The following is a 19,283-nucleotide window of genomic DNA, read 5'->3' on the forward strand; positions in this document are numbered from 1 at the left end:
CGTCTCAGCGATTTTGAGGCCGCCAGCACCGGCAGTTTCAGCGGCCCCTGATCCAGTGGTGATTTGGGGTTGTAGGCTGGGTAAGCGAAGCGCCACCCGGCACAAAAGCGGCTCCGCGCCCGCTATCCTTGCCCGGCGGCGCTGCGCTTGCCGGGCCTACGGTGATGGTTAACCATCTGATATATAAATGGTTATGTAGGCCGGGTAAGCGAAGCGCCACCCGGCAACATGTTGGACACGGAGCCTGATATATTGCCCGGCGGCGCGGCGCTTGCCGGGCCTACGGTGTTGAGTAACTTTTTGATATGTAAATGTCTTTGTAGGCCGGGTAAGCGAAGCGCCACCCGGCAGAAACTCGCGTAAAGGGGTTAAACGCGAGTGTGGTTGGGTCAGTCGCAGGGGGCTGCGGCTTGTTTATAGCGGCGGCGGTTCGAAGCAGAGGATGCGCTCCAGGCACTCGTCGCAGCTTGGCGATCGGCAGACAATCTCCCCCTGCGACTGCAGGCAGCGCTGGCGGTAAAAGAACTTTTTCCAGCGCATATGGTGGACGTTCTGCACCACCAGCAGTGGAAAGCAGTCGCTCATCAGCCGGCCCAGTTCCGCCCGCGAATCGAGTCCCAGATCCTCCCACAGATGGTTAAACGCCAGCGCTACCTCGGCGACGATCTGCGCCATCGGTTCGGCCCCCGGCGCCATCCACTCCGTCAGCCACTGCCCCAGCTGCCGACGCTCTTCGTCGCGGGTAGCATTCAGCTCGGTCATCAGCCGACGGCGGCTCAGCGTCGCGCTGTCCAGCGGCGTCGCCACCTCGCCCAGCCGCTGCTGCAGCGCCCGCCATGCCGCGGGCGTCAGCCCCATCCGCAGCGGAAAGCAGCCTTTTCCGGCGTGGTACAATCGCCACAGTCGGGTCAACCAGTCGACCGGCGCCATCAGGCGACCCCCTGACGCAGACGCGATGCCGCCAGGCTCTGGCGCCGCCGCTGCCACCAGGCAGGCAGCACCTCGGCGACCGAACGCCACGCGCCGTCCACCTGCGGCTCAATGCCCTGCAATTCCAGTTGCTGCCATGGCGTATGGCCGATACGCACGCAGAACACCGCTTTTACGTCGGCGAGCAGCGCCAGCAGCGCCGCCAGTCTGGCCTCGTTCTCCTGTGGATCACACTCCTCTTCGCCGCGGCAATATTTTGGCGTAAAGCGCTCGCCCACCAGCACCATACCTGCGGCCGACAGGCTGTAGATCGAGAAGCGGTCGGCATGGCCAAAATGACAGTCAATGACCTCGCCGTGGCGGGAGGCCACGGCCACCAGACAGGCGTCATCCGCGTCCGACTCCCCCTGCGTGGCGAGGCTGGCATGAAGTTCGGCGCGCTGGTGGAGGATGGGCAGCCAGTCGGGGAGGCTGTCCGGGTCCGGCAGCCGGGTGAACTGCTGGCTGCGATCTTCGCCCAGCATGCCGATGGCGTCGGCACGGCACTGGTGGCAGTGGGTCATCTGCGGCATCACCTCCCCGCACTGGCTGCGGATCGCGGCGAGCATCCCGGCGTCCGGCTCCGGCTGGCCGTTGAGACCAAAGACCGTGCCGTGCTCCGGTCTGGCAATCAGCGGCATAATATTGTGAATAAACGCGCCACTTTCCCGCAAACGACGGCCGACCTCAGCCATGCCGCCGTCGTTGATCCCCGGGATCAGCACCGAGTTTATCTTGACCAGCACTCCCGCGGCGGTCAGCCTGCGGACTCCTTCAAGCTGGCGGGCAATCAGGATCTCCCCGGCTTCCCGGCCGCAGTAGCGTTCGCCGTCGAGCCACAGCCAGGCATAGATTTGCCCGGCGATATCGGCATCCAGGGTATTGATGGTCACCGTGACGTGATCCACGCCGACCTCCAGCAGGCGATCGACCGCGTCGGGCAGCATCAGCCCGTTGGTTGACAGGCATAATTTGAGATCCGGAAGCTGGTCGCGGACCAGCTCCAGGGTGCGGAAGGTGCGGGTCATATTGGCCAGCGGATCGCCGGGCCCGGCTATGCCGACCACCGACAGCTGCGGGATGGCCTGGGCCACCTGGCGCACTTTCAACACCGCCTGCTCGGGGGTCAGCAGCGTCGATGACACCCCGGGACGGGACTCATTGCTGCAGTCGAATTTACGGTTGCAGTAGTTGCACTGCAGATTGCAGGCCGGGGCGACCGGAAGATGCATCCGGGCGAAACGGTGGTGCCCGCTGCGGGAGTAGCAGGGGTGCGCGGCGACCTTGTCGGCCACCCGCGGCGCTAACGCGCTGGCGTCCGCCGACTGACAGGCGTTACCGCCGGAAAAAGAAGAGCAGGAAGTCATGGTCGTACCTTCATGGTTGGGCGATACCTTCCTGCTGCAAACGACGTACCAGAGACGAATTTCTTATCTGGCTGAAAAATAAAGCATTATCCCGCATCCCTGCGGCACAACATTGTCGCGTTCCTGCCGCACTGACGACAATGTCCTGAACCTGACACCGCGGCCTACAGACGCGGCAGGGTGATATCCATGATCTGGATCCGGTAAGCGACCTGGCGCGGCGTCATCCCCAGTAGCCGTGCCGCCTTGGCCTGCACCCAGCCGGCTTTTTCCAGCGCGGCGATCAGTCGCTGACGTTCGTCCAGGCTGTTGTCCAGCCAGCTGTCTTCCGCTGGCCCGCTGGCAGGCAGGGCTTTGGCGGGACGATCCTGGTGAGTGAAGAGGATCACGTCGCGATCGATCAGGCCACTCTCCGACATCACCGCCGATCGTTCGAGGCAGTTCTCCAGTTCGCGAACGTTACCCGGCCAGCTGTACTCCATCAGCAGGCGGATCGCGCCCTCGCTGATCCGCAGCGTGCGCCCCTGATGCTGGCCGATTTTGCGCACCAGGAAGTGCGCCAGCTCGGCGATGTCCTCCTGACGCTCGCGCAGCGGGGGCAGGGCGATGGGCATCACGTTCAGACGATAATAGAGATCCTCGCGGAAATGGCCCAGCCGGACCTCCTCCTCCAGGTGACGGTTGGTGGCGGCGATGATGCGGACATTCACCCGCAGGGTCTCATCGCCGCCGACCCGCTCCATCTCCCCCTCCTGGAGGATACGCAGCAGCTTGGCCTGGAACGAGGCGCTGCTTTCACCAATCTCATCGAGGAACAGGGTGCCGCCATCCGCCAGCTCAAAACGTCCTTTACGCTGACGCACCGCCCCGGTAAAGGCGCCTTTCTCATGGCCGAACAGTTCGCTTTCCAGCAGGGTGTCCGGCAGCGCCGCGCAGTTAAATTTGACGAAGGCGGCGCCAGCCCGTGGCGAATGGTGATGGATGGCGTTGGCGATCAGCTCTTTCCCGGTGCCGCTTTCACCGCGCACCAGCACGGTGGTGTCCCAGCGCGAAACCTGACGGATCACCTCCACGATCTGGCGCATCGCCGGGCTCTTGCCGACCATATTGTCAAGGCCCACGCCGCGCGACGACGAGCAGGCCGGCGGCCGTTCCACCTTCGGCGGCTGGCGGCTCGACAGGGCGGGTGAGGCCGGAAGGATCATCAGCCGGATGGTCTGGGCGACGAGGTTGGCGACGGTTTCGAGAAAACGGGTGCAGGCCGGCAGCCGCTCTTCCTGGCGCGCCATCGGCTGGGCCGCCAGCACCCCTATTGGCCGGGCGTTGGGCCCCATCAACGGTACGGCGATAAACGGCAGATCGTAATCGTAGAGGCTCAGGCGGTCGAGAAAACGCTGATCGTCGGCGACCCGGGGCAGCACCAGCGACTGCCCCTGGGCCAGCACGGTCCCCACCAGTCCCTCGCCGGGGCGATAGCGGATCTGCGTGCTGCCGGGGAGGGGCTGCTGGCCGGTTTGCTGCAGCGCTTCGATACTGAGGATCTCCTGCTCGCTGTCGTACAGGCAGATCATCCCGTGCTGCATAAAGGCATCGTTGTGCAATACAGTGAGTACCTCCTGAAGCGTTTTGCTGGCCTCGGTGGCCCGGCTCAGCACCACGCTTATCCGCTGCATGGCGGTGAACTGCTGAGAGAGGTCGAAGCGTCTGACGGTGGTGTCCGGGTCGGATTCAGGGATCATGCTTCACCTCCGGTCAGGGTGTTAAACAGCGGGAAACGCAGGGTCAGGCAGGTGCCGCCCTGCGGTCGGGAAGCCAGCTCAATGGCCCCGCGATGGTGCGCCACCAGGGTCTGGATCAGCCGCAGCTCCATGCCTTTGCCCGGCGAGTTCAGCGCGTCGGGGGAGTGAGCGTAGCGCACCTGCAGCAGCGGTACGTTGTCAGTCAGGTACAGCGACAGCCAGCCGTCGTTCTCCTCGGCATAGAGCTGCATCGCCAGCGGCACGGAGGGCAATTCGGCGGCGAGGGCCAGGGTGCGGTCGAGCCACAGGCTTAAGCACGCCAGCAGCGGGGTGCGCTGGCCAAAGCCGATCAGATGCGGTGAGGCCATGTCGACCTGCAGCCCGTCGGGATCGAAGCGGGTACGGTAGAGGGCGCACAGATCGTCGAAAAAGGGCTGCAGCGGCCAGACGGCGGGGTTTTCGAGTTCCAGCGATGGGCGACAGCGCTGGAGCCGCGCCATCGCCTCTTCCCCTTCACGCCAGGCGGCCTCCAGCGCCACATTCCCGCTTCCCTCGCCGTTCAGCCGACGGGCTGCCGCCAGCATATTAATCGGGCAGTTCAGCTGGATCAGCGCGGCGTCCAGCGACTCGCGGATCGCCGCCAGCAGCTTGCCGGCGGTCATTTGCTGCTTCAGCCGGTCAAGGCGTCCTTGCTCCTGCTGCTGACGCTGCTGGGTACAGTCGGCGATCACCACCAGGGTCCGCGCCAGCGCGCTGTCGATAAAGTAGCGGCTGGCCTCTTCGCTGACGCCGGGCAACGGCCAGCAGGTCACTGACAGCCAGCGCGCGGCCCCGCGCAGCGCCACCGGCAGGATCGCCTCCACGCCGGGCGTCATCCGGCCAGGGGAGACCTGCAGCTCGGTGAGCAGCTCCCGGCCGCCGCAGTCAGCGCAGAAGGTTTTGTAGGCGAGGTTGTCCATCACCACCCGATCCTGCTCGTCCACCACTACCACGGCGGCGGGGATATTATTCAGCACCGCCTCCATCAGGGTCATATGGTTGCGCAGCCGCTGCTCGAGGGTGTAGCTGACGCTGATATCCCGCTGCATCGCCAGATAATGCTCCAGTTCCCCTTGCGGGCTAAGCACCGGGGTGATGTCAATCTCCACCAGGTACAGGCCGCCGTCCCGACGCTGATTAATCAGCTGGCCGCGCCAGGGCTGACGCTGGAGCAGGGTATGCCACATCTCCTGATAGATCTCGCGCGGCGTCTGGCTGCTGGCCAGCAGGCGTGGGTTCTGGTTTAACAATTGCGCCAGCGAATAGCCGGTCTGGCGGCAAAACGCCGGGTTGGCGTAAATGATCCTGGCGCTGGCATCGGTGAGGGAGATGGCCACCGAGGCCTGTTCCACCATGGTAAAAAACAGCCCCGGATGTTGTTGAGTCAGCGCGCCGGCGATGGCCTCCGGCGCGGCGTTATCGAGCATCATATTCAGGGTCATCGCAAACTCCTGTGTCGCAGTTATGACAAATTGTCCGACACCGTGCGCAAAACGCGGCGGGGTAAGCCGAACCCGGATAACCATGCAAAGTGTGCGCCCTTATCGGAACGACCACGCGAAACATTGATCCGACAGGGGGAAAATTCACGGATTTTTACCTTTCGCCCCGCCGGGTGCGCCTTTGGCGCGCGGCATCGTGATGCGAAGCGATCCTGATGGGGCAGGGATGGGCCGTCGCGGTGCAGGGCAACCTGGCACAGCCTTCGCAATACCTCTGTCGTCATTCCTTTTTTCAACACCATTCCGACAGGAGCGTACTATGGCGAACATTGGCATTTTCTTTGGTACCGATACCGGTAAAACCCGCAAGATCGCGAAAATGATCCACAAGCAGCTGGGGGAGGCCGCCGCCGCCCCGGTCAATATTAACCGCGCCACGCTGGCGGACCTGCTGGCCTACCCGGCCCTGCTGTTGGGGACGCCGACGCTGGGCGACGGCCAGCTGCCGGGCCTCGAGGCCGGGGGCGAGAGCGAGTCGTGGGCCGAGTTTATCCGCAACCTCGGCGACGTTAGCCTGCAGGGGAAAACGGTGGCGCTGTTTGGCCTCGGCGATCAGCGTGGCTATCCGGATAACTTCGCCAGCGGGCTGCGGCCGCTGTACGACGCCCTGCGTGCCCGCGGGGCGACGATGATCGGCAGCTGGCCGAACGAGGGGTATGAGTTCAGCGCCTCATCGGCGCTGGAGGGGGATCGCTTTGTCGGGCTGGTGCTGGACCAGGATAACCAGTTCGACGAGACCGACGCGCGGCTGGCGACCTGGCTTGAGGAGATTAAACCGCATCTGCTGTAGGCGATGGCGGGTAGCCTGTCGGCTACCCGCACAGCCCCGGCTGGCGCGCTAACATCTCGGCCAGCCACTGGCGCTGGTGGCGGCGCTGGCTCTGTTGACTGAGGTAATCGCGGGCGCTTTCCAGTGCCTGCTCAGGCGTCATCGGCGCGGCAGGGCGAATGGCCTCACACCAGATCAGATGCCAGCCGAGCTCACTGGCCACCGGCGCGCTCAGCGCATTTTCCGCCAGCGCAAACAGCGCCTCCTCCAGCTGCGGATAGAGCAGCCCCCGGCCGATCCACCCCAGCAGTCCGCCGTCCAGCGCGCTCGGGCAGTGGGAGTGTCGCTGGGCCAGCGGCGCAAACGCCTCGCGGGAGGCTTCGATTTGCCCATGAAGCTCCCGTATGCGCGAGTAAACCGTCTGGTCGTCGCCATCGACGGTGAGCAGCAGATGGCGGGTCAGGCGCTGTTCCGGGCGCATAAACTGCGCCTGATGCCGCAGATACCAGGCCTGCACCGTGGCGGGATCCGGCCGCGGCGCCTGGCTGGCAATCCCGGCGAAGGCGGTTTCCAGCCGGGCGTGGTGCAGGACGATTGCCGCCCGCTCCGCTGGCGTAAATCCTCCCTCATCCAGCCAGGCGCCCAGCGAAGTGGCGAGGCCCTCCTGCAGCGCGGCGGGGATCGCCTCCGGCGCAATCTGGGCGACAATAACCTGCTCCATCTGGGCCTGGCGCTGCCAGGCCGCCTCGAAGGCCTGCCGGTCGACCGCGGCGATGGCCGCCGGCTCGCAGTTCCAGCGGCTCTGCGCCAGCCGCTGCCGGCCAAATCGTTGCCAGGGCTCCATTATTCTTCCTCCTCTGCCAGCGCCAGCGCGCTTACCGGGACCTGGAACCAGCGGCCGCCGAAGTCGACGATATAGCCGTTGCCATGCTCGCCCCGGTCGGTGGCTTCGATGCGCCCCAACTGACCGACGCTGACCACCATCTCGCCCTGCATCGCCAGCGCCGTCTGACAGATTACGCTATCGCCATACTGCAGATTGCCGGCCAGCCAGGGCCGATCGCCGGCAATCAGCTCCTGTTCGCGACAGCCGACCACCCGGTCGCAGTCCGGGAAGTGGATCTGGTAGATGATCTGGTCCTGCAAGAATACTCCCCAGTCGCGGACATAGCCGATGCTGCCCCGGCGCACCAGCAGGGCGCCGGACGGCAGGCCCGCATAGGTGCCATCGTTACGGATGGCGCGCACGACGCGGACCGCTTCGCTAAAGGTAAATCGGGGTCTCATGGCGTGTTCTCCTCGAACTGTTGCTGATAACTCTCCGCCAGCAGTCGGCGCGCCAGCAGCCAGTGCGCGCGCGGGTTATCCTCCAGCTGGTTGAGCAGAGGCACTTCCGCCTTCAGCTTGCGGTGAAAGGTGGCCAGCACCGGCAGGCTGCAGTGCGCCAGGCGCTCGGGCTGGTAGGGAACGGCGAAAAACTGAAAGAACGCATCGGCGGAGCGCAGGTCGCCCACGCCGGGGATCTGATAAAACCACTCCATACTCAGCCCCTGGCCTGCAGCGTTTCGGCGCTGCAGAGCGCGTGGTAGATTGCCGCCAGCTCATCATCCCGCGGGCTGCGTTTGCCGTTTTCGGCAAAGCGACGGAGCGCTGGCAGCAGCTGGTCAATTTGCGCTGATGTCAGGTGATAACCCATCCGATCGAAGACGCCGTTAACCGCCTGGCGACCGGAGTGTTTGCCCAGCACCAGCCGATAGCCGCGGCCCAGCAGGGCGGGGTCGATCGCCTGATAGCTCTCGCTGTCGCGCAGCAGCGCCGCAACGTGCACGCCGGATTCGTGGGTAAAGACCAGCTCACCCACCAGCGGCTGCTGGGGATCCACCGGGCGGCGGGTGGCGAGGGCCACCTGTTCGCACAGCGCCGGCAGGGCGGTGAAACGCACGCCGGTCTTGACCTCCAGGCAGCGCTCCAGTCCGAGCGCCACGGTCTCCAGCGCCGCGTTGCCCGCGCGTTCGCCCAGGCCCAGCACGGTGGTGTTCACGCTGGTGGCCCCGGCGCGCACCGCCGCCAGGGTGTTGGCGGTAGCCAGGCCCAGATCGTTATGGGCGTGCATCTCGAGTTCGCCGGGCCAGACGCGGCGCAGGGCGGCGATCTGCGCCGCGGTGGTGAACGGGTCGAGGATACCGACGGTATCGGCATAGCGCAGACGGGTGGCTCCCGCCTCCCGGGCCAGGTGGGCAATGTCCTGCAGCGTCGCGTCGCTGGCTCGCGAGGCGTCCTCACAGCCAATGCAGACCTTCAGGCCAAGGGTGTGGGCGAGGTGGATCAGGGCCGCCAGCCGCTCCAGCAGCAGCGGTAAGCCTTCGCGCAGTTTGTACTGCCGCAGCTTGTCGGAGGCGGGGATGGAGATATCCACCCAGTCCATGCCCAGGTCGGCGCTCTGGCGAATTTCTCCCGCCTGCATCCGGCACCAGGTCATCAGCGTGGCGCCCGGGAGCTGACGGCGCACCTGCCGGATGCGGGCGCACTCCTCCTCGCCCATCGCCGGGGTGCCGACCTCCATGGCTTCGATCCCCGCCGCGTACAGCGCCTCGGCGATGGCGATCTTTTCGCTGGCCTGAAAGGCCACGCCGGGACTCTGTTCACCATCGCGCAGGGTGGTGTCGTTAATCAGTACGCGTCCCATCATTGTCTCCCCGCCTTAGCCGTAGACCGGCGTGAAGGCGCCATCCTGCAGGTGCGGCTGACCCTGTCGCCAGTAGGGCGACAGGGCGCGCAGCCGGTCGATAACCGACGGCAGGGTGGCGATGACGTAGTCGATCTCTTTTTCCCGGGTATAGCGTGAGAGGGAGAAGCGGATGGTGCCGTGGGCCGCAGTGTAGGGGATATTCATTGCCCGCATGACGTGCGACGGCTCCAGCGAGCCGGAGGTGCAGGCGCTGCCGCTGGAGGCGGCGATCCCGGCCTGATTCATCAGCAGCAGGATTGCCTCGCCCTCGATACACTCGAAGGCCAGATTGAGAGTGCCGGGCACCCGCGGCTGGCTGCCGCCCATCACCGTCACCGCCGGGATAGTGGCCTGGAGATGCTGTTCAAGACGATCGCGCAGCTGGCTAATCTGCGCCATGCCCGGCAGATGAACCTGTGCCAGCTCGCTGGCGGCGCCCATCCCGACAATGCCGCTGATATTTTCCGTACCGGCCCGCCGGCCATGCGCCTGGTGGCCGCCGCGCAGCAGCGGGCGAAAACGCGTTCCCCGCCGCAGCCAGAGGCAGCCCACCCCTTTGGGACCGTGGAATTTATGCGCCGAGCAGGAGAGCATATCGATCCGCGTCTGGCTGAGCGTCATCGGGATTTTGCCCACCACCTGCACCGCGTCGCAGTGAAACAGCGCGCCCTGCTCATGAGCCAGCTCCGCCAGTTCGGGCACCGGGAACATGACGCCGGTTTCGTTATTGGCCCACATGATGCTGACCAGCGCCACGCGCGGGCTAAGCGCCGCCCGAAATTGCGCCATATCCAGGGCGCCCTGCTGATCCACGGCGATACGGTGGATCAGGTATCCCTGGCGCTCCAGCTGTTCGCACACCGCCAGAGTGGCGGGATGTTCGACCGCGCTGGTGATGATTTCGCGCCGCTCCGGCATCAGGGCCACCGCCGAGGCGATAGCGGTGGTGGTGGCCTCGGTGGCGCAGGAGGTAAAGATGATCTCGCTGGGGTAGTCGGCCCCGAGCAGGGCGGCCACCTGCTGGTGCGCCCGTTCAAGGGCCGCCTGCGCCGGCAGACCAAAATAGTGTATCGACGAAGGGTTGCCGTAAAAGTCGGTTAAAAAGGGCATCATCGCGTCGAGAACCATCGGGTCGAGACGGGTGGTGGCGTTGTTATCGAGATAAACAGGTTTCATCGTATCCCCCTTGGGTTAGTTAACCGCGGCCGGGGCCGCCACCACGTCCATGTAAGTTCCGGTACGCTCCATCAGCTTTTGCTGCAGCCAGGCGAGGGTCATGTTGGTCATCATGCAGCCGCTGCAGCTGCCGGAGAGGCTGACGGTCACCTGACGCGGGGTGACGTTGAGCAACGTCATGTCGCCGCCGTCGGCCTGAATGTGCGGGCGCAGTTCGTTGATGGTATCGACCACGCTTTGCCAGTGCGCATCGTGGGCCGTCTCCGCTGGCAGGGGCGCTGGCGGCTGTTGGGCGAGGATCGCCGCCAGCGCCAGCTCAATTTTTTCATGGCAGGCGGTGCAGCCGCCGCCGGCTTTGGTGTAGTTAATCACTTCTTCGAGGGTGGTCAGGCCGTTGTTCACCACGGCCCGGCGAATATGCCCTTCGTCGACGCCGAAGCATTTACAGATCAGCTTACCCTCCTCATGCTCCTCCTCAAGGCTTTCGCCGCGAAAATGGGCGATGGCCGCACGCAGCGCTTCCTGGCCCATCACCGAGCAGTGCATTTTTTCCGGCGGCAGACCGTCGAGGTAGTCGGCGATCTGCTGGTTGGTGATCTGCCCGGCTTCGGTCAGGGTGTGGCCGATAATCAGCTCCGTCAGCGCGGAAGAGGAGGCGATGGCGCTGCCGCAGCCGAAGGTCTGGAAGCCCGCCTCCTCGATGATCTCGGTCTGCGGATCAACCCGCAGCATCAGGCGCAGCGCATCGCCGCAGCTTAATGAACCCACATCGCCCACCGCGTTGGCGTTGTCGACCACGCGCGCGTTGCGGGGATGAAAAAAATGGTCTTTTACTTTCTCGGAGTAGTTCCACATGCTGTCAGCTCCAGGGATGATGACGAAAACGCCGGGGCGCGGTACACCGCAGACTGGCGGTGGTACTGACCCCCAAGCAATTGCGATACCAACGCATAAAAACCTTATTTGTTAATGACCTGGCGGGTTAAGCGCCCCCGACAGGGCCGACACTGTTGTGGCGTTTTGTGGGCTTTGTCACATAAACGACAGGATCAGGGGAGCGGGTCGGGCTCCTCCCGCCACGCCGGCTCCTCCAGCAGGCGGTTAAAGCGCTGCGGATCGCGTTGCCGCGCGCTGCGGCGCTGCGCTTTTTCATACCAGGAGAGTTGGATCTCCTGCAGCAAGCCGAGGATGGTGGTCTGGTCAGGGACGCGTTCGGCGCGGACGCCCACCTGCAGCAGCTGGCGAAAAACCGCCTCGCCAATCGCCACACAGAACAGGGTGACGCAATCCTCAAGGGCATGGATGCGCTCGGCTATCTTCTCGGTCTGGTGACCGCTGGCGACCGGGAACTCCACCACCCGCAGCAGGGTGACCCGGTCGGCTTTGACGCCGTAGACCACCAGCCGCGGCGTGGCGCCGAAATGCTGATCGACGTGGCGGTAATCGGAGCTGGCGAAGGCGACTTTCATCGACCACTCGTCGGCGTGGACCATATCAAACTGACGGTTAATGGGCGGCATAAGCGTCTCCTGAAGCCGACTGGGGAGCGGCGCCCTGGCGAAGCGGCGAGTGGTAGAGGGCGGTGTGGTGATGGCGGTCGCGCAGCAGATTGGCCAGCTCAAACAGCGTATCTCGCATACCGGCGTACCCCTGGCGGACGCGACGAAACTCACCGAGCCGGTCGAAGAGGGGAAAACCGACGCGGATCAGCGGCAGGGCAAACTGCTCCGCCAGATCGCGGGCGTGAGAGTTAGCCACCAGCAGATCGGCGGGTTGGTGGCTCAGCAGCTGCTGCAGATCCTCAAGATCCCCCGGCACGACTTGCTCGACCGGCAGCTGGCGCAGGCTGGGGTGGCTGGTGGGGGCGACCAGCGGGCCGGGCTGTATCCCCTGGCTGCGGGCGAAATCACACCACGCCGCCAGCAGGTCGCCCTCCGCCGCCATCGCCATGCGCTGGCCCTGAAGCCACATATGGCAGTCGATCATCGCATCCTGCAGCTGGCCGCGCTGGCGCTCAATCCAGGCCGGTACGCGGCGTCCGGACATCTTCGCCAGCTGATGGATAAAGGTATCGCAATGGTCGAGGGTCATCAGATGCGGCAGGGCGATCACGTCGCCGCGGCTGCGTTGGGTCAGGAGCGATGCCGCCCGCTGGAGCGACACGCCAATGGCGAAGCTGCCCAGACTCTGGCCCATCTGGGCAATCTGGCGCAGCGAGGCGCCGCCCTGGGTCAGGGGCGTAAAATCCCCTTCACCGAGGTGGCCATCCATTGACTGCGAGAGGTCCGGCAGGATCACCGGCTGCAGGCCAAAGGCCTCCACGCAGCGGCCCAGCCATTCGATATCCCCTGGCGAACAGAGGTGGCTGACCAGCAGGTTGACCCGCCGGGGTCGCAGCCCCGGACGCGGCGTCGGCGCGACCCACTGCTCGATCACGCTCTCGATCACCGCGCTGTAGCCGTTTTCCATCGAGCCAAAAAAATCCGGGGTATTGACGGTGAGGATCGCCACGCCGTTATGGCGCGGATGCGCCTCGCGAAACTGGCGCACCACCCGGGCGATATCGCTGCCCTGCGCTTCCGCCAGACCGGTGCTGAGCAGCACGATGGCCTGCGGGCTGTGGCGCTGGCAGAGGGTGTCGAGCGCGGTGAAGATATTGCCGTCGGCCCCCATGATCGTGGCGGTCGGATCCATGGCCGTCGACTGCAGCGGCACCGGGTCATGGAAATGCTGAATAAAGAAAACTTTGGCGAAGGCGCTGCAGCCCTGGGCGCCGTGGACCAGCGGGATGGCCTGGGCCAGCCCGAGGCTGGCGAGGATCGCCCCGAGCGGTTGCCCGGTTTTAATCGGGCTCACCGCCAGCGGTTTTTCACTGCGGATAATGTCTGCCATGGTGTTCTCCTAGCGCCACGGGGCGCGGGTATGCGTTTGCGGCCAGACGGGACTGGCGAGGGTCAGACAGAGCTGGCGGGCGAGGGTGATGATGCCCTGATAGCCGGCGTAGGCGTGCTCGCGCTCCTGATTGATATCGAGAAACGGCAGCCGGGCTTTCCAGGCGGTGTACATATTGCGTCCGCCGGCGATCATCAGGTCGGCCTGATAGCGGTACACCACGTCGAGCAGGGTGCGGGCATTGCCCTCCTCAAGCATCACCGCCTCGTCGCCCATCAGCTCACGGATCCGCTGTTTGTCCTCCTCGGTGGATTTCCGCGTGCCGGTGGCCACCACGGTCATGCCGAGATCCTGCAGGGCTGATACCACCGACCAGGATTTCACGCCGCCGGTGTAGAGCAACACTTTGCGCCCACGGAGCTGCTCGCGCCACGGCGCCAGCGCCTGCTCCGCCGCCTGCTCTTCGCGGGCGATCAGCGCCTCGGTGCGGCGGAACAGGTCGTCATCCCCCAGCAGTGTCGCCAGCTGGCGCAAGGCGTCGGAGGTGGCGCGGATCCCGTAGAAGCTGCCTTCAAACCACGGCGTGCCGTAGCGCAGCTCCAGCCCCCGGGCGACGTTGATCAGCGCGCGCGAGCACACCAGCATATTGGCCTGCGCCCGGTGCAGGGTCTGGATCTCGGCAAAGCGGCCGTCGCCGGAGAGGCTGCCGAGGACGCGGATCCCCAGCTCGTCGAGCAGCGGCTGGACCTGCCAGAACTCGCCGGCGATATTGAATTCGCCAATCAGGCCGATATCGTGGCGCTGGGCCGGGGCAAAGGGCGTGTTGTCTGGCCACGGGGCCGGTTCGCGCTGGCCAATCACCTGCCTGAGCATCACGTCGCCCGCCATTCGGTTGCCAAGATTTTTACTGCCGTAGAAACCGGCGGCGTCAATGGCGATGACCGGGACGCCGGTGGCGGTCTGTGCGGCCTGGCAGACGGCCTCCAGGTCATCCCCCTCCATCGCCGGTACGCAGGTGTTGTAGATAAAGACCGCCGCCGGATGATAGCGGTCGACGATGTGACGGACGGCGTGGAACAGGCGGCGTTCGCCGCGGCCCATAATCACATCCTGTTCGTTAAGATCGGTGGTAAAGCCGAGCCGGTTTAGGGCCGGGCCGGCGCTGACGCTGCCGCGGTTATCCCACGAGCTGCCCGCGCAGCCGATGGGGCCGTGCACCAGATGCGCGACGTCGGCGATGGGCAGGAGCGTTATCTGCGCGCCGTCGAAGGCGCAGCCGCCGGCGGTTGCGCCGGGCTTAGGAGCGCTGCAGCCGGATTTTTGCTTCTGGTTGTGCTCGCAGGCGGGTTCGTCCAGCAGCGCCAGAATTTCCTTTCCCTTCATAGTGACCTCGTTGACGGTGGGAGACCGGAGAGGTGATGCAATTCGCGCTCCAGGGAGAGGGAGGTTGATTTTTAAGGGAAAAGGGTTGTGGGTTTTGCGACAAAGGCAACAATCAAACAGGGGGAAGGCAAATGTTGCCTCGTGCCGCTATTCAGAGCCAGGCCAGGCATTCTTTCATGGTGGGAAAGGTCGATAAGGTGGAATATTCCGTTCACCGACCTTCCTCTCTATTTCATCGCACCCTCTGCGGGTGAACGGCATGGGGGGCGTTTCGCCCGCCCCCATGACCCCCCGCATGGCGCTGAAAATTGCCGCTGCGCGGTCCGCTCCACTCCGGCTTCATCTGGCGGAACGGGCGGACTCGACATCCTTGTCTCGACCGCCCTCTGGCCGCCGTCCTGGCGGCCAGTCCTGGATGCGCGCCTGCGTTCTCGCCAATTTTCCTGATGCGCCCAACCCCCCCGCTGTCACTTTTGTCCCTGTCCTGCGGCGCTTGCCTTGCTGAAAGAAAGGACTCCCCCTGCAGGGGCAAAAAAAAGCCCGCGGGGTCGGCGGGCAGCAAGCACAACATTTCCTGATGCGCCCAACCCCCCCCGCTGTCACTTTTGTCCCTGTCCTGCGGCGCTTGCCTTGCTGAAAGAAAGGATGTCCCCTGCGGGGGCAAAAAAAGGCCCGCGGGGTCGGCGGGCAACAAGCAAAACGCAACGATTAAAAAACACGTTCCTCCAGAGGGTTATCCCGGTTGAGGCGCTTCGCCAGCCACGGCGGCAGCCGACCGGCCAGCATCGTGCTTACCGCGTCGCACTGAGCCTGAATCGTCGTGCCCGGCGGCGCTTTCATCGGATGGATCTGATGGCGGATCAACCTCGCGGCGGCAGGCCCGCCAATCTCCTGACAAAACAGCAGATGGCAATCCTCCAGCAGCCTGGCGCGCATCTCACTGGCGTCAGACGCTGCAGAAGAAGAGGCATAGCGGCGCAGATCCGCCAGCCAGCCGCCCTGGTCATCGAAGGCATAGATAAAAAACAGCCGGTTCTGGCCAAAATGACCATTGATGGCCAGGCCATCCTGCGAGCAAAAAGCGACCCGCAGCTGCGGCGTTCGCTGAGGGGGGCTGGCGATGCGCAAATGGCCGGGCAGCACCCCCTGCAGGCAGGCGATGACCCGCGCCCAGCGGGCCGGGGACATCACCGCCGTCGCCGAAGGAAAGCTGGCGGCCAGCTGAGGCTGCGTCAGGGTGGTTAACCGTGCCGGGGTCAACGTTTCGCCGCACTCCTGCGCCAGCCAGTCGACGACTTGCACCGGCTGCAGCTCCGGCAGCGTCTGGAACAGCGCCAGCAGACGCCAGAAAAGGGTATAGTTGTCGGACATTTCCAGCTCCTTATAGCAGCGTGCTGCGAGTGGCGCGCAGGCTTATCGGGAAGACGGGTCGCCCCGGCTGCGGATTGACGTAGTAGCGACGTCCCCCTTCGAGGGCAATCGCGCCGCCCCAGCGGTCCGTCTCGTCATGTTCGACCTGGAGCACCCGGGCCTCCAGATCCTGTTTGGCGATATAGGCATACAGCGCCTCGCCGCGCTCACGGAAAATCACGATGGGCATACTCCCTCCTGGCCCCGCCTGCGGCGGGGCGCCTGATGGTTAACGAACGAGGTCGAAGCTGTAATCGGTTTTGCCCAACTGGCTGGTGTCGTGGTCCAGTTTTTCCAGCACGGCGTTCACCAGCGTCGTGACGATGTTTATTGCGCCTTCATAGCCCCAGGTGGTCTGGCGGTGCAGATGATGGCGGTCGAACAGCGGAAAGCCCAGACGGATCAGCGGCACTTCGAAGGCTTTGCCCTTTGCCAGGGTATCGCGCTGGATAAACTTGCCGTAGGAGTTACCGATCATAAAGTCCGGCTGACGGGTGAACATCAGCGACCGGAAGTGCCACAGGTCGCAGTTGATGAACACTTCGCTTTCCTGACCGTACGGCGAGGCATCGAGCATTTTCTTCATCGCTTTTTGCCAGCGTTTATTGGCGTTATGACTGAGGATCACCGTCGGCTCGCAGCCCAGCTCCAGCAGGAAGCGCGTCAGCCCCATCACGAAATCCGGATCGCCGTAGAGGCCGAATTTTTTGCCATGCAGCCAGGTGTGGGAATCCAGCATCATGTCGACCAGCCGGCCGCGCTCCAGGGTCAGAGCGTCGGCGATCGGTTTGCCGGTCAGCTGACTGACGGTCATCAGCAGCGCGTCGGTGGCGGCCAGGCCCAGCGGAACGGCCACCTCGGTGGCGGGCTGGTTCCACATCTCCTGAACCACCTTTTTGCTTTTCACCAGCTGCCACGGCTGCAGCAGCAGGGTGTCAATGGCGTCCGGCGCGGTTTTGATCTCCTGCTGGCTGGTGCCGCCGGCGTACATCCGGTAATGGCCGTCGGCGGGGGTGTCGAGCACCTCTGATGGGTCGGAGAGCAGGCTGCACGGGACATCCATCTGCGCCATCATCCGCTTCAGCACGCGGAAGTTGCCGAGATAGGTCTCAAATCCGGTCACCAGATTGAGCTTTTGCTGTTTGCCCGGCTGCCCGGCGTAGTCAGCGGTAAAGGTCTTCGCGAACCCTTCAAACATATTGTCCCAGCCGGTGACATGGCTGCCGATAAAGCTGGGGGTATGGGCGTAAGGAATGGCGATGCTATCGTCAACAAATCCCTCTTTTTTGGCGTTGGCGATAAACGCCTGCAGATCGTCGCCGATCACCTCGGCCATGCAGGTGGTGGAGACGGCGATAATCTCGGGTTTATACAGCGCGCTGGCATTCTGCAGGCCCAGATTCATGTTGTTGTTGCCGCCGAACACCGCCGCGTCCTCGGTCATGGAGTCGGAGACGCAGGCGACAGGCTCTTTAAAATGGCGGTTAAAGTAGGTGCGAAAATAGGCGACGCAGCCCTGGGAGCCGTGCACGTAGGGCAGGGTGCCGGCGAACCCCAGCGCGCAGAGTACGGCGCCGAGCGGCTGGCAGGCTTTTGCCGGGTCGACGGTCAGCGCCTCGCGCTGGAAGTTCAGCGCTTCATACTCGGCGGTGGTGGTCCAGGCAAAAACCTCCTGCACACGCTGCGCGTCGTGCGCCTCTTCAAGGGTCTTTTTATTCTGGAACAGGGTCTGGTATTCATCCTGTTCAAACAGCGGATAACAGCTGTGAATTTTATCGATCGTTTGGCTCATGGTGTTCTCCTCCCGCGCCACAAATCGGTGGACTGACGGGACAGTGAAGGGGCAATCACGCAGACTTCAGCCACGGGGCAGTCAGTTCGTTCCACGCCGGATTGTTCAGGGTCATATCCATATCGCGGGCAAAGATGGCGAAGCCGTCATAGCCGTGATAGGGGCCGGAATAGTCCCAGGAGTGCATCTGGCGGAACGGCACCCCCATTTTCTGGAAGATATATTTCTCTTTGATCCCGGAGCCGATGAGGTCAGGTTTCAGCGCTTTGACGAAGGCCTCCAGCTCATAGCTGCTGGCATCGTCAAACAGCAGGGTGCCCTCTTTCAGGTCCGGCAGGGTGCGGTCGTAATCATCGTTATGGGCAAACTCGTAGCCGGCGGCGATGATCTCCATCCCGAGATCCTCATAGGCGCCGATGACGTGGCGCGGCCGCAGCCCCCCCATGTACAGCAGCACTTTGCGCCCCTCCAGCCGCGGGCGATATTTGGCGATGATGGCCGCCATCTGCCCCTCATATTTGGCGATCACCGCTTCCGCATTGGCGCGAATGGTGTCATCAAATTGATCGGCGATCTTGCGCAGCGATTCGGCGATTTTGGTCGGGCCGAAGAAGTTATATTCCATCCATGGGATCTGATGTTTCTCCTCCATATGGCGGGCGATATAGTTCATCGAACGGTAGCAGTGGACGAGGTTAAGCTTAACGAATGGGGTGTTCTCCATCTCCACCAGGGTGCCGTCGCCGGACCACTGCGCCACTACGCGCAGCCCCATCTCTTCCAGCAGAATGCGCGAGGCCCAGGCGTCGCCGCCGATGTTGTAATCGCCAATGATGGCAACATCGTACGGGGTGCTGGCAAACGGCTGCCCTTCGCGATTGTTCAGCACCCAGTCGCGCACCACGTCGTTGGCGATATGGTGGCCCAGCGATTGCGATACGCCGCGAAAGCCTTCGCAGCGCACCGGGATCACCGGTTTATCCAGCGCCTTGCTGCTGGCGTTGGCTACGGCGCTGATGTCATCGCCGATCAGGCCCACCGGGCACTCCGACTGGATGGTGATCCCTTTGGTCAGCGGGAACAGCAGCTCCATCTCTTCGATCAGTTTGGTCAGCTTTTTATCGCCGCCGAAAACAATATCGCGCTCCTGAAAATCAGAGGTGAAGTTCAGGGTGCCGAAGCTGTCGACACCGCTGACGCCGGTATAGTAGTTGCGCCGTCCGGCGCGCGAATACTGGCCGCAGCCGATGGGGCCATGCGAGATATGGGCCATGTCTTTGATTGGCCCAAACACCACCCCTTTCGAGCCCGCATAGGCGCAGCCGCGCACGGTCATCACCCCGGGCTGCGATTTACGGTTCGAGATAATGCACTTGCCGACGCTCTCCATCTGCGGATCGCTGATCATCATGTGCTTTCTGCGCTCTTTGCGCGCGGTTTCGGGAAACACCTCCAGGACTTCCTGGATGAGCGCAAGGTTACGTTCGCCTGTTGCGTTGGTCATGGTGAGGATCCTG

18 protein-coding genes are annotated in these 19,283 nt (G+C 64.0%); 1 reads left to right on the forward strand and 17 read right to left on the reverse strand.

Annotated elements, in window-relative coordinates; genetic code table 11:
* Positions 1 to 414: 414 nt before the first annotated feature.
* The 4 genes from L2I46_RS22990 to nifL all read right to left on the reverse strand — a co-directional run bounded on the left by L2I46_RS22990 (position 415) and on the right by nifL (position 5,556).
* Positions 415 to 930, reverse strand: coding sequence for a nitrogen fixation protein NifQ (locus L2I46_RS22990; RefSeq protein ID WP_236948238.1), 516 nt, complete (start codon positions 928 to 930; stop codon positions 415 to 417).
* Positions 930 to 2,336: a nitrogenase cofactor biosynthesis protein NifB gene (gene nifB, locus L2I46_RS22995; RefSeq protein ID WP_016161454.1), complete on the reverse strand. Its 1,407-nt coding sequence runs from the start codon at positions 2,334 to 2,336 to the stop codon at positions 930 to 932. Before nifB ends, L2I46_RS22990 begins: the two co-directional genes overlap by 1 nt.
* Positions 2,337 to 2,500: 164 nt before the next feature.
* A complete protein-coding gene (gene nifA, locus L2I46_RS23000) occupies positions 2,501 to 4,075 on the reverse strand; it encodes a nif-specific transcriptional activator NifA (RefSeq protein WP_047666776.1) in 1,575 nt (524 codons plus the stop codon).
* The gene (gene nifL, locus L2I46_RS23005; RefSeq protein WP_025714614.1) at positions 4,072 to 5,556 is read right to left on the reverse strand and encodes a nitrogen fixation negative regulator NifL; all 1,485 of its coding nucleotides are present in this window, start codon (positions 5,554 to 5,556) and stop codon (positions 4,072 to 4,074) included. The genes nifA and nifL overlap by 4 nt, the downstream gene beginning before the upstream one ends.
* Positions 5,557 to 5,875: 319 nt before the next feature.
* On the opposite strand from nifL, the gene L2I46_RS23010 reads away from it, so the two are divergent.
* The gene (locus tag L2I46_RS23010) at positions 5,876 to 6,406 is read left to right on the forward strand and encodes a flavodoxin (RefSeq protein ID WP_008804122.1); all 531 of its coding nucleotides are present in this window, start codon (positions 5,876 to 5,878) and stop codon (positions 6,404 to 6,406) included.
* Positions 6,407 to 6,428: 22 nt separating this feature from the next.
* Here the strand turns inward: L2I46_RS23010 and nifM are convergent, their stop codons facing one another.
* From nifM to nifD, 13 genes are all read right to left on the reverse strand, one after another.
* On the reverse strand, positions 6,429 to 7,229 hold the full coding sequence (nifM, locus tag L2I46_RS23015) for a nitrogen fixation protein NifM (RefSeq protein WP_155011602.1): 801 nt from the start codon (positions 7,227 to 7,229) through the stop codon (positions 6,429 to 6,431).
* On the reverse strand, positions 7,229 to 7,672 hold the full coding sequence (locus tag L2I46_RS23020; RefSeq protein ID WP_038421500.1) for a nitrogen fixation protein NifZ: 444 nt from the start codon (positions 7,670 to 7,672) through the stop codon (positions 7,229 to 7,231). Before L2I46_RS23020 ends, nifM begins: the two co-directional genes overlap by 1 nt.
* Positions 7,669 to 7,926: a nitrogenase-stabilizing/protective protein NifW gene (locus tag L2I46_RS23025; RefSeq protein ID WP_008804125.1), complete on the reverse strand. Its 258-nt coding sequence runs from the start codon at positions 7,924 to 7,926 to the stop codon at positions 7,669 to 7,671. Before L2I46_RS23025 ends, L2I46_RS23020 begins: the two co-directional genes overlap by 4 nt.
* A 2-nt stretch (positions 7,927 to 7,928) precedes the next feature.
* Entirely contained in the window at positions 7,929 to 9,071 is a 1,143-nt protein-coding gene (gene nifV, locus L2I46_RS23030; protein ID WP_032700998.1) for a homocitrate synthase, read from the reverse strand.
* A gap of 15 nt (positions 9,072 to 9,086) precedes the next feature.
* On the reverse strand, positions 9,087 to 10,289 hold the full coding sequence (gene nifS, locus L2I46_RS23035; protein WP_236948239.1) for a cysteine desulfurase NifS: 1,203 nt from the start codon (positions 10,287 to 10,289) through the stop codon (positions 9,087 to 9,089).
* Positions 10,290 to 10,304: 15 nt separating this feature from the next.
* Positions 10,305 to 11,144 (reverse strand): Fe-S cluster assembly protein NifU, encoded by an 840-nt coding sequence (nifU, locus tag L2I46_RS23040; RefSeq protein WP_236948240.1) that lies wholly within the window; start codon positions 11,142 to 11,144, stop codon positions 10,305 to 10,307.
* Between the two features lie 194 nt (positions 11,145 to 11,338).
* The gene (locus tag L2I46_RS23045) at positions 11,339 to 11,809 is read right to left on the reverse strand and encodes a NifB/NifX family molybdenum-iron cluster-binding protein (RefSeq protein ID WP_008804129.1); all 471 of its coding nucleotides are present in this window, start codon (positions 11,807 to 11,809) and stop codon (positions 11,339 to 11,341) included.
* Positions 11,796 to 13,181, reverse strand: a complete 1,386-nt coding sequence (nifN, locus tag L2I46_RS23050) for a nitrogenase iron-molybdenum cofactor biosynthesis protein NifN (protein WP_236948241.1) — start codon at positions 13,179 to 13,181, stop codon at positions 11,796 to 11,798. The genes L2I46_RS23045 and nifN overlap by 14 nt, the downstream gene beginning before the upstream one ends.
* A gap of 9 nt (positions 13,182 to 13,190) precedes the next feature.
* Positions 13,191 to 14,564, reverse strand: a complete 1,374-nt coding sequence (nifE, locus tag L2I46_RS23055; RefSeq protein WP_043875007.1) for a nitrogenase iron-molybdenum cofactor biosynthesis protein NifE — start codon at positions 14,562 to 14,564, stop codon at positions 13,191 to 13,193.
* Between the two features lie 708 nt (positions 14,565 to 15,272).
* A complete protein-coding gene (locus L2I46_RS23060) occupies positions 15,273 to 15,935 on the reverse strand; it encodes a NifB/NifX family molybdenum-iron cluster-binding protein (protein ID WP_236948242.1) in 663 nt (220 codons plus the stop codon).
* A 10-nt stretch (positions 15,936 to 15,945) separates the two neighbouring features.
* The gene (nifT, locus tag L2I46_RS23065) at positions 15,946 to 16,164 is read right to left on the reverse strand and encodes a putative nitrogen fixation protein NifT (RefSeq protein WP_004203557.1); all 219 of its coding nucleotides are present in this window, start codon (positions 16,162 to 16,164) and stop codon (positions 15,946 to 15,948) included.
* A 39-nt stretch (positions 16,165 to 16,203) separates the two neighbouring features.
* Positions 16,204 to 17,766 carry a nitrogenase molybdenum-iron protein subunit beta gene (gene nifK / locus L2I46_RS23070; RefSeq protein ID WP_236948243.1) on the reverse strand — a complete coding sequence of 521 codons (1,563 nt, stop codon included), beginning with the start codon at positions 17,764 to 17,766 and terminating at the stop codon, positions 16,204 to 16,206.
* A 55-nt stretch (positions 17,767 to 17,821) separates the two neighbouring features.
* Positions 17,822 to 19,270 (reverse strand): nitrogenase molybdenum-iron protein alpha chain, encoded by a 1,449-nt coding sequence (nifD, locus tag L2I46_RS23075; RefSeq protein ID WP_012541112.1) that lies wholly within the window; start codon positions 19,268 to 19,270, stop codon positions 17,822 to 17,824.
* Positions 19,271 to 19,283 lie beyond the last annotated feature (13 nt).

Source organism: Klebsiella sp. 2019SCSN059 (assembly GCF_021739525.1).
GTDB lineage: Bacteria > Pseudomonadota > Gammaproteobacteria > Enterobacterales > Enterobacteriaceae > Klebsiella > Klebsiella quasipneumoniae.

Coding starts and splice junctions, on each gene's coding strand:
- nifD (WP_012541112.1), bottom strand. CDS start 19,270: ATGACCAACGCAACAGGCGAACGTAACCTTGCGCTCATCCAGGAAGTC.
- L2I46_RS23025 (WP_008804125.1), bottom strand. CDS start 7,926: ATGGAGTGGTTTTATCAGATCCCCGGCGTGGGCGACCTGCGCTCCGCC.
- nifS (WP_236948239.1), bottom strand. CDS start 10,289: ATGAAACCTGTTTATCTCGATAACAACGCCACCACCCGTCTCGACCCG.
- L2I46_RS23045 (WP_008804129.1), bottom strand. CDS start 11,809: ATGCCGCCCATTAACCGTCAGTTTGATATGGTCCACGCCGACGAGTGG.
- L2I46_RS23060 (WP_236948242.1), bottom strand. CDS start 15,935: ATGTCCGACAACTATACCCTTTTCTGGCGTCTGCTGGCGCTGTTCCAG.
- nifK (WP_236948243.1), bottom strand. CDS start 17,766: ATGAGCCAAACGATCGATAAAATTCACAGCTGTTATCCGCTGTTTGAA.
- L2I46_RS23010 (WP_008804122.1), top strand. CDS start 5,876: ATGGCGAACATTGGCATTTTCTTTGGTACCGATACCGGTAAAACCCGC.
- nifV (WP_032700998.1), bottom strand. CDS start 9,071: ATGGGACGCGTACTGATTAACGACACCACCCTGCGCGATGGTGAACAG.
- nifN (WP_236948241.1), bottom strand. CDS start 13,181: ATGGCAGACATTATCCGCAGTGAAAAACCGCTGGCGGTGAGCCCGATT.
- L2I46_RS22990 (WP_236948238.1), bottom strand. CDS start 930: ATGGCGCCGGTCGACTGGTTGACCCGACTGTGGCGATTGTACCACGCC.
- nifU (WP_236948240.1), bottom strand. CDS start 11,144: ATGTGGAACTACTCCGAGAAAGTAAAAGACCATTTTTTTCATCCCCGC.
- nifB (WP_016161454.1), bottom strand. CDS start 2,336: ATGACTTCCTGCTCTTCTTTTTCCGGCGGTAACGCCTGTCAGTCGGCG.
- nifM (WP_155011602.1), bottom strand. CDS start 7,229: ATGGAGCCCTGGCAACGATTTGGCCGGCAGCGGCTGGCGCAGAGCCGC.
- nifT (WP_004203557.1), bottom strand. CDS start 16,164: ATGCCCATCGTGATTTTCCGTGAGCGCGGCGAGGCGCTGTATGCCTAT.
- nifA (WP_047666776.1), bottom strand. CDS start 4,075: ATGATCCCTGAATCCGACCCGGACACCACCGTCAGACGCTTCGACCTC.
- nifL (WP_025714614.1), bottom strand. CDS start 5,556: ATGACCCTGAATATGATGCTCGATAACGCCGCGCCGGAGGCCATCGCC.
- nifE (WP_043875007.1), bottom strand. CDS start 14,564: ATGAAGGGAAAGGAAATTCTGGCGCTGCTGGACGAACCCGCCTGCGAG.
- L2I46_RS23020 (WP_038421500.1), bottom strand. CDS start 7,672: ATGAGACCCCGATTTACCTTTAGCGAAGCGGTCCGCGTCGTGCGCGCC.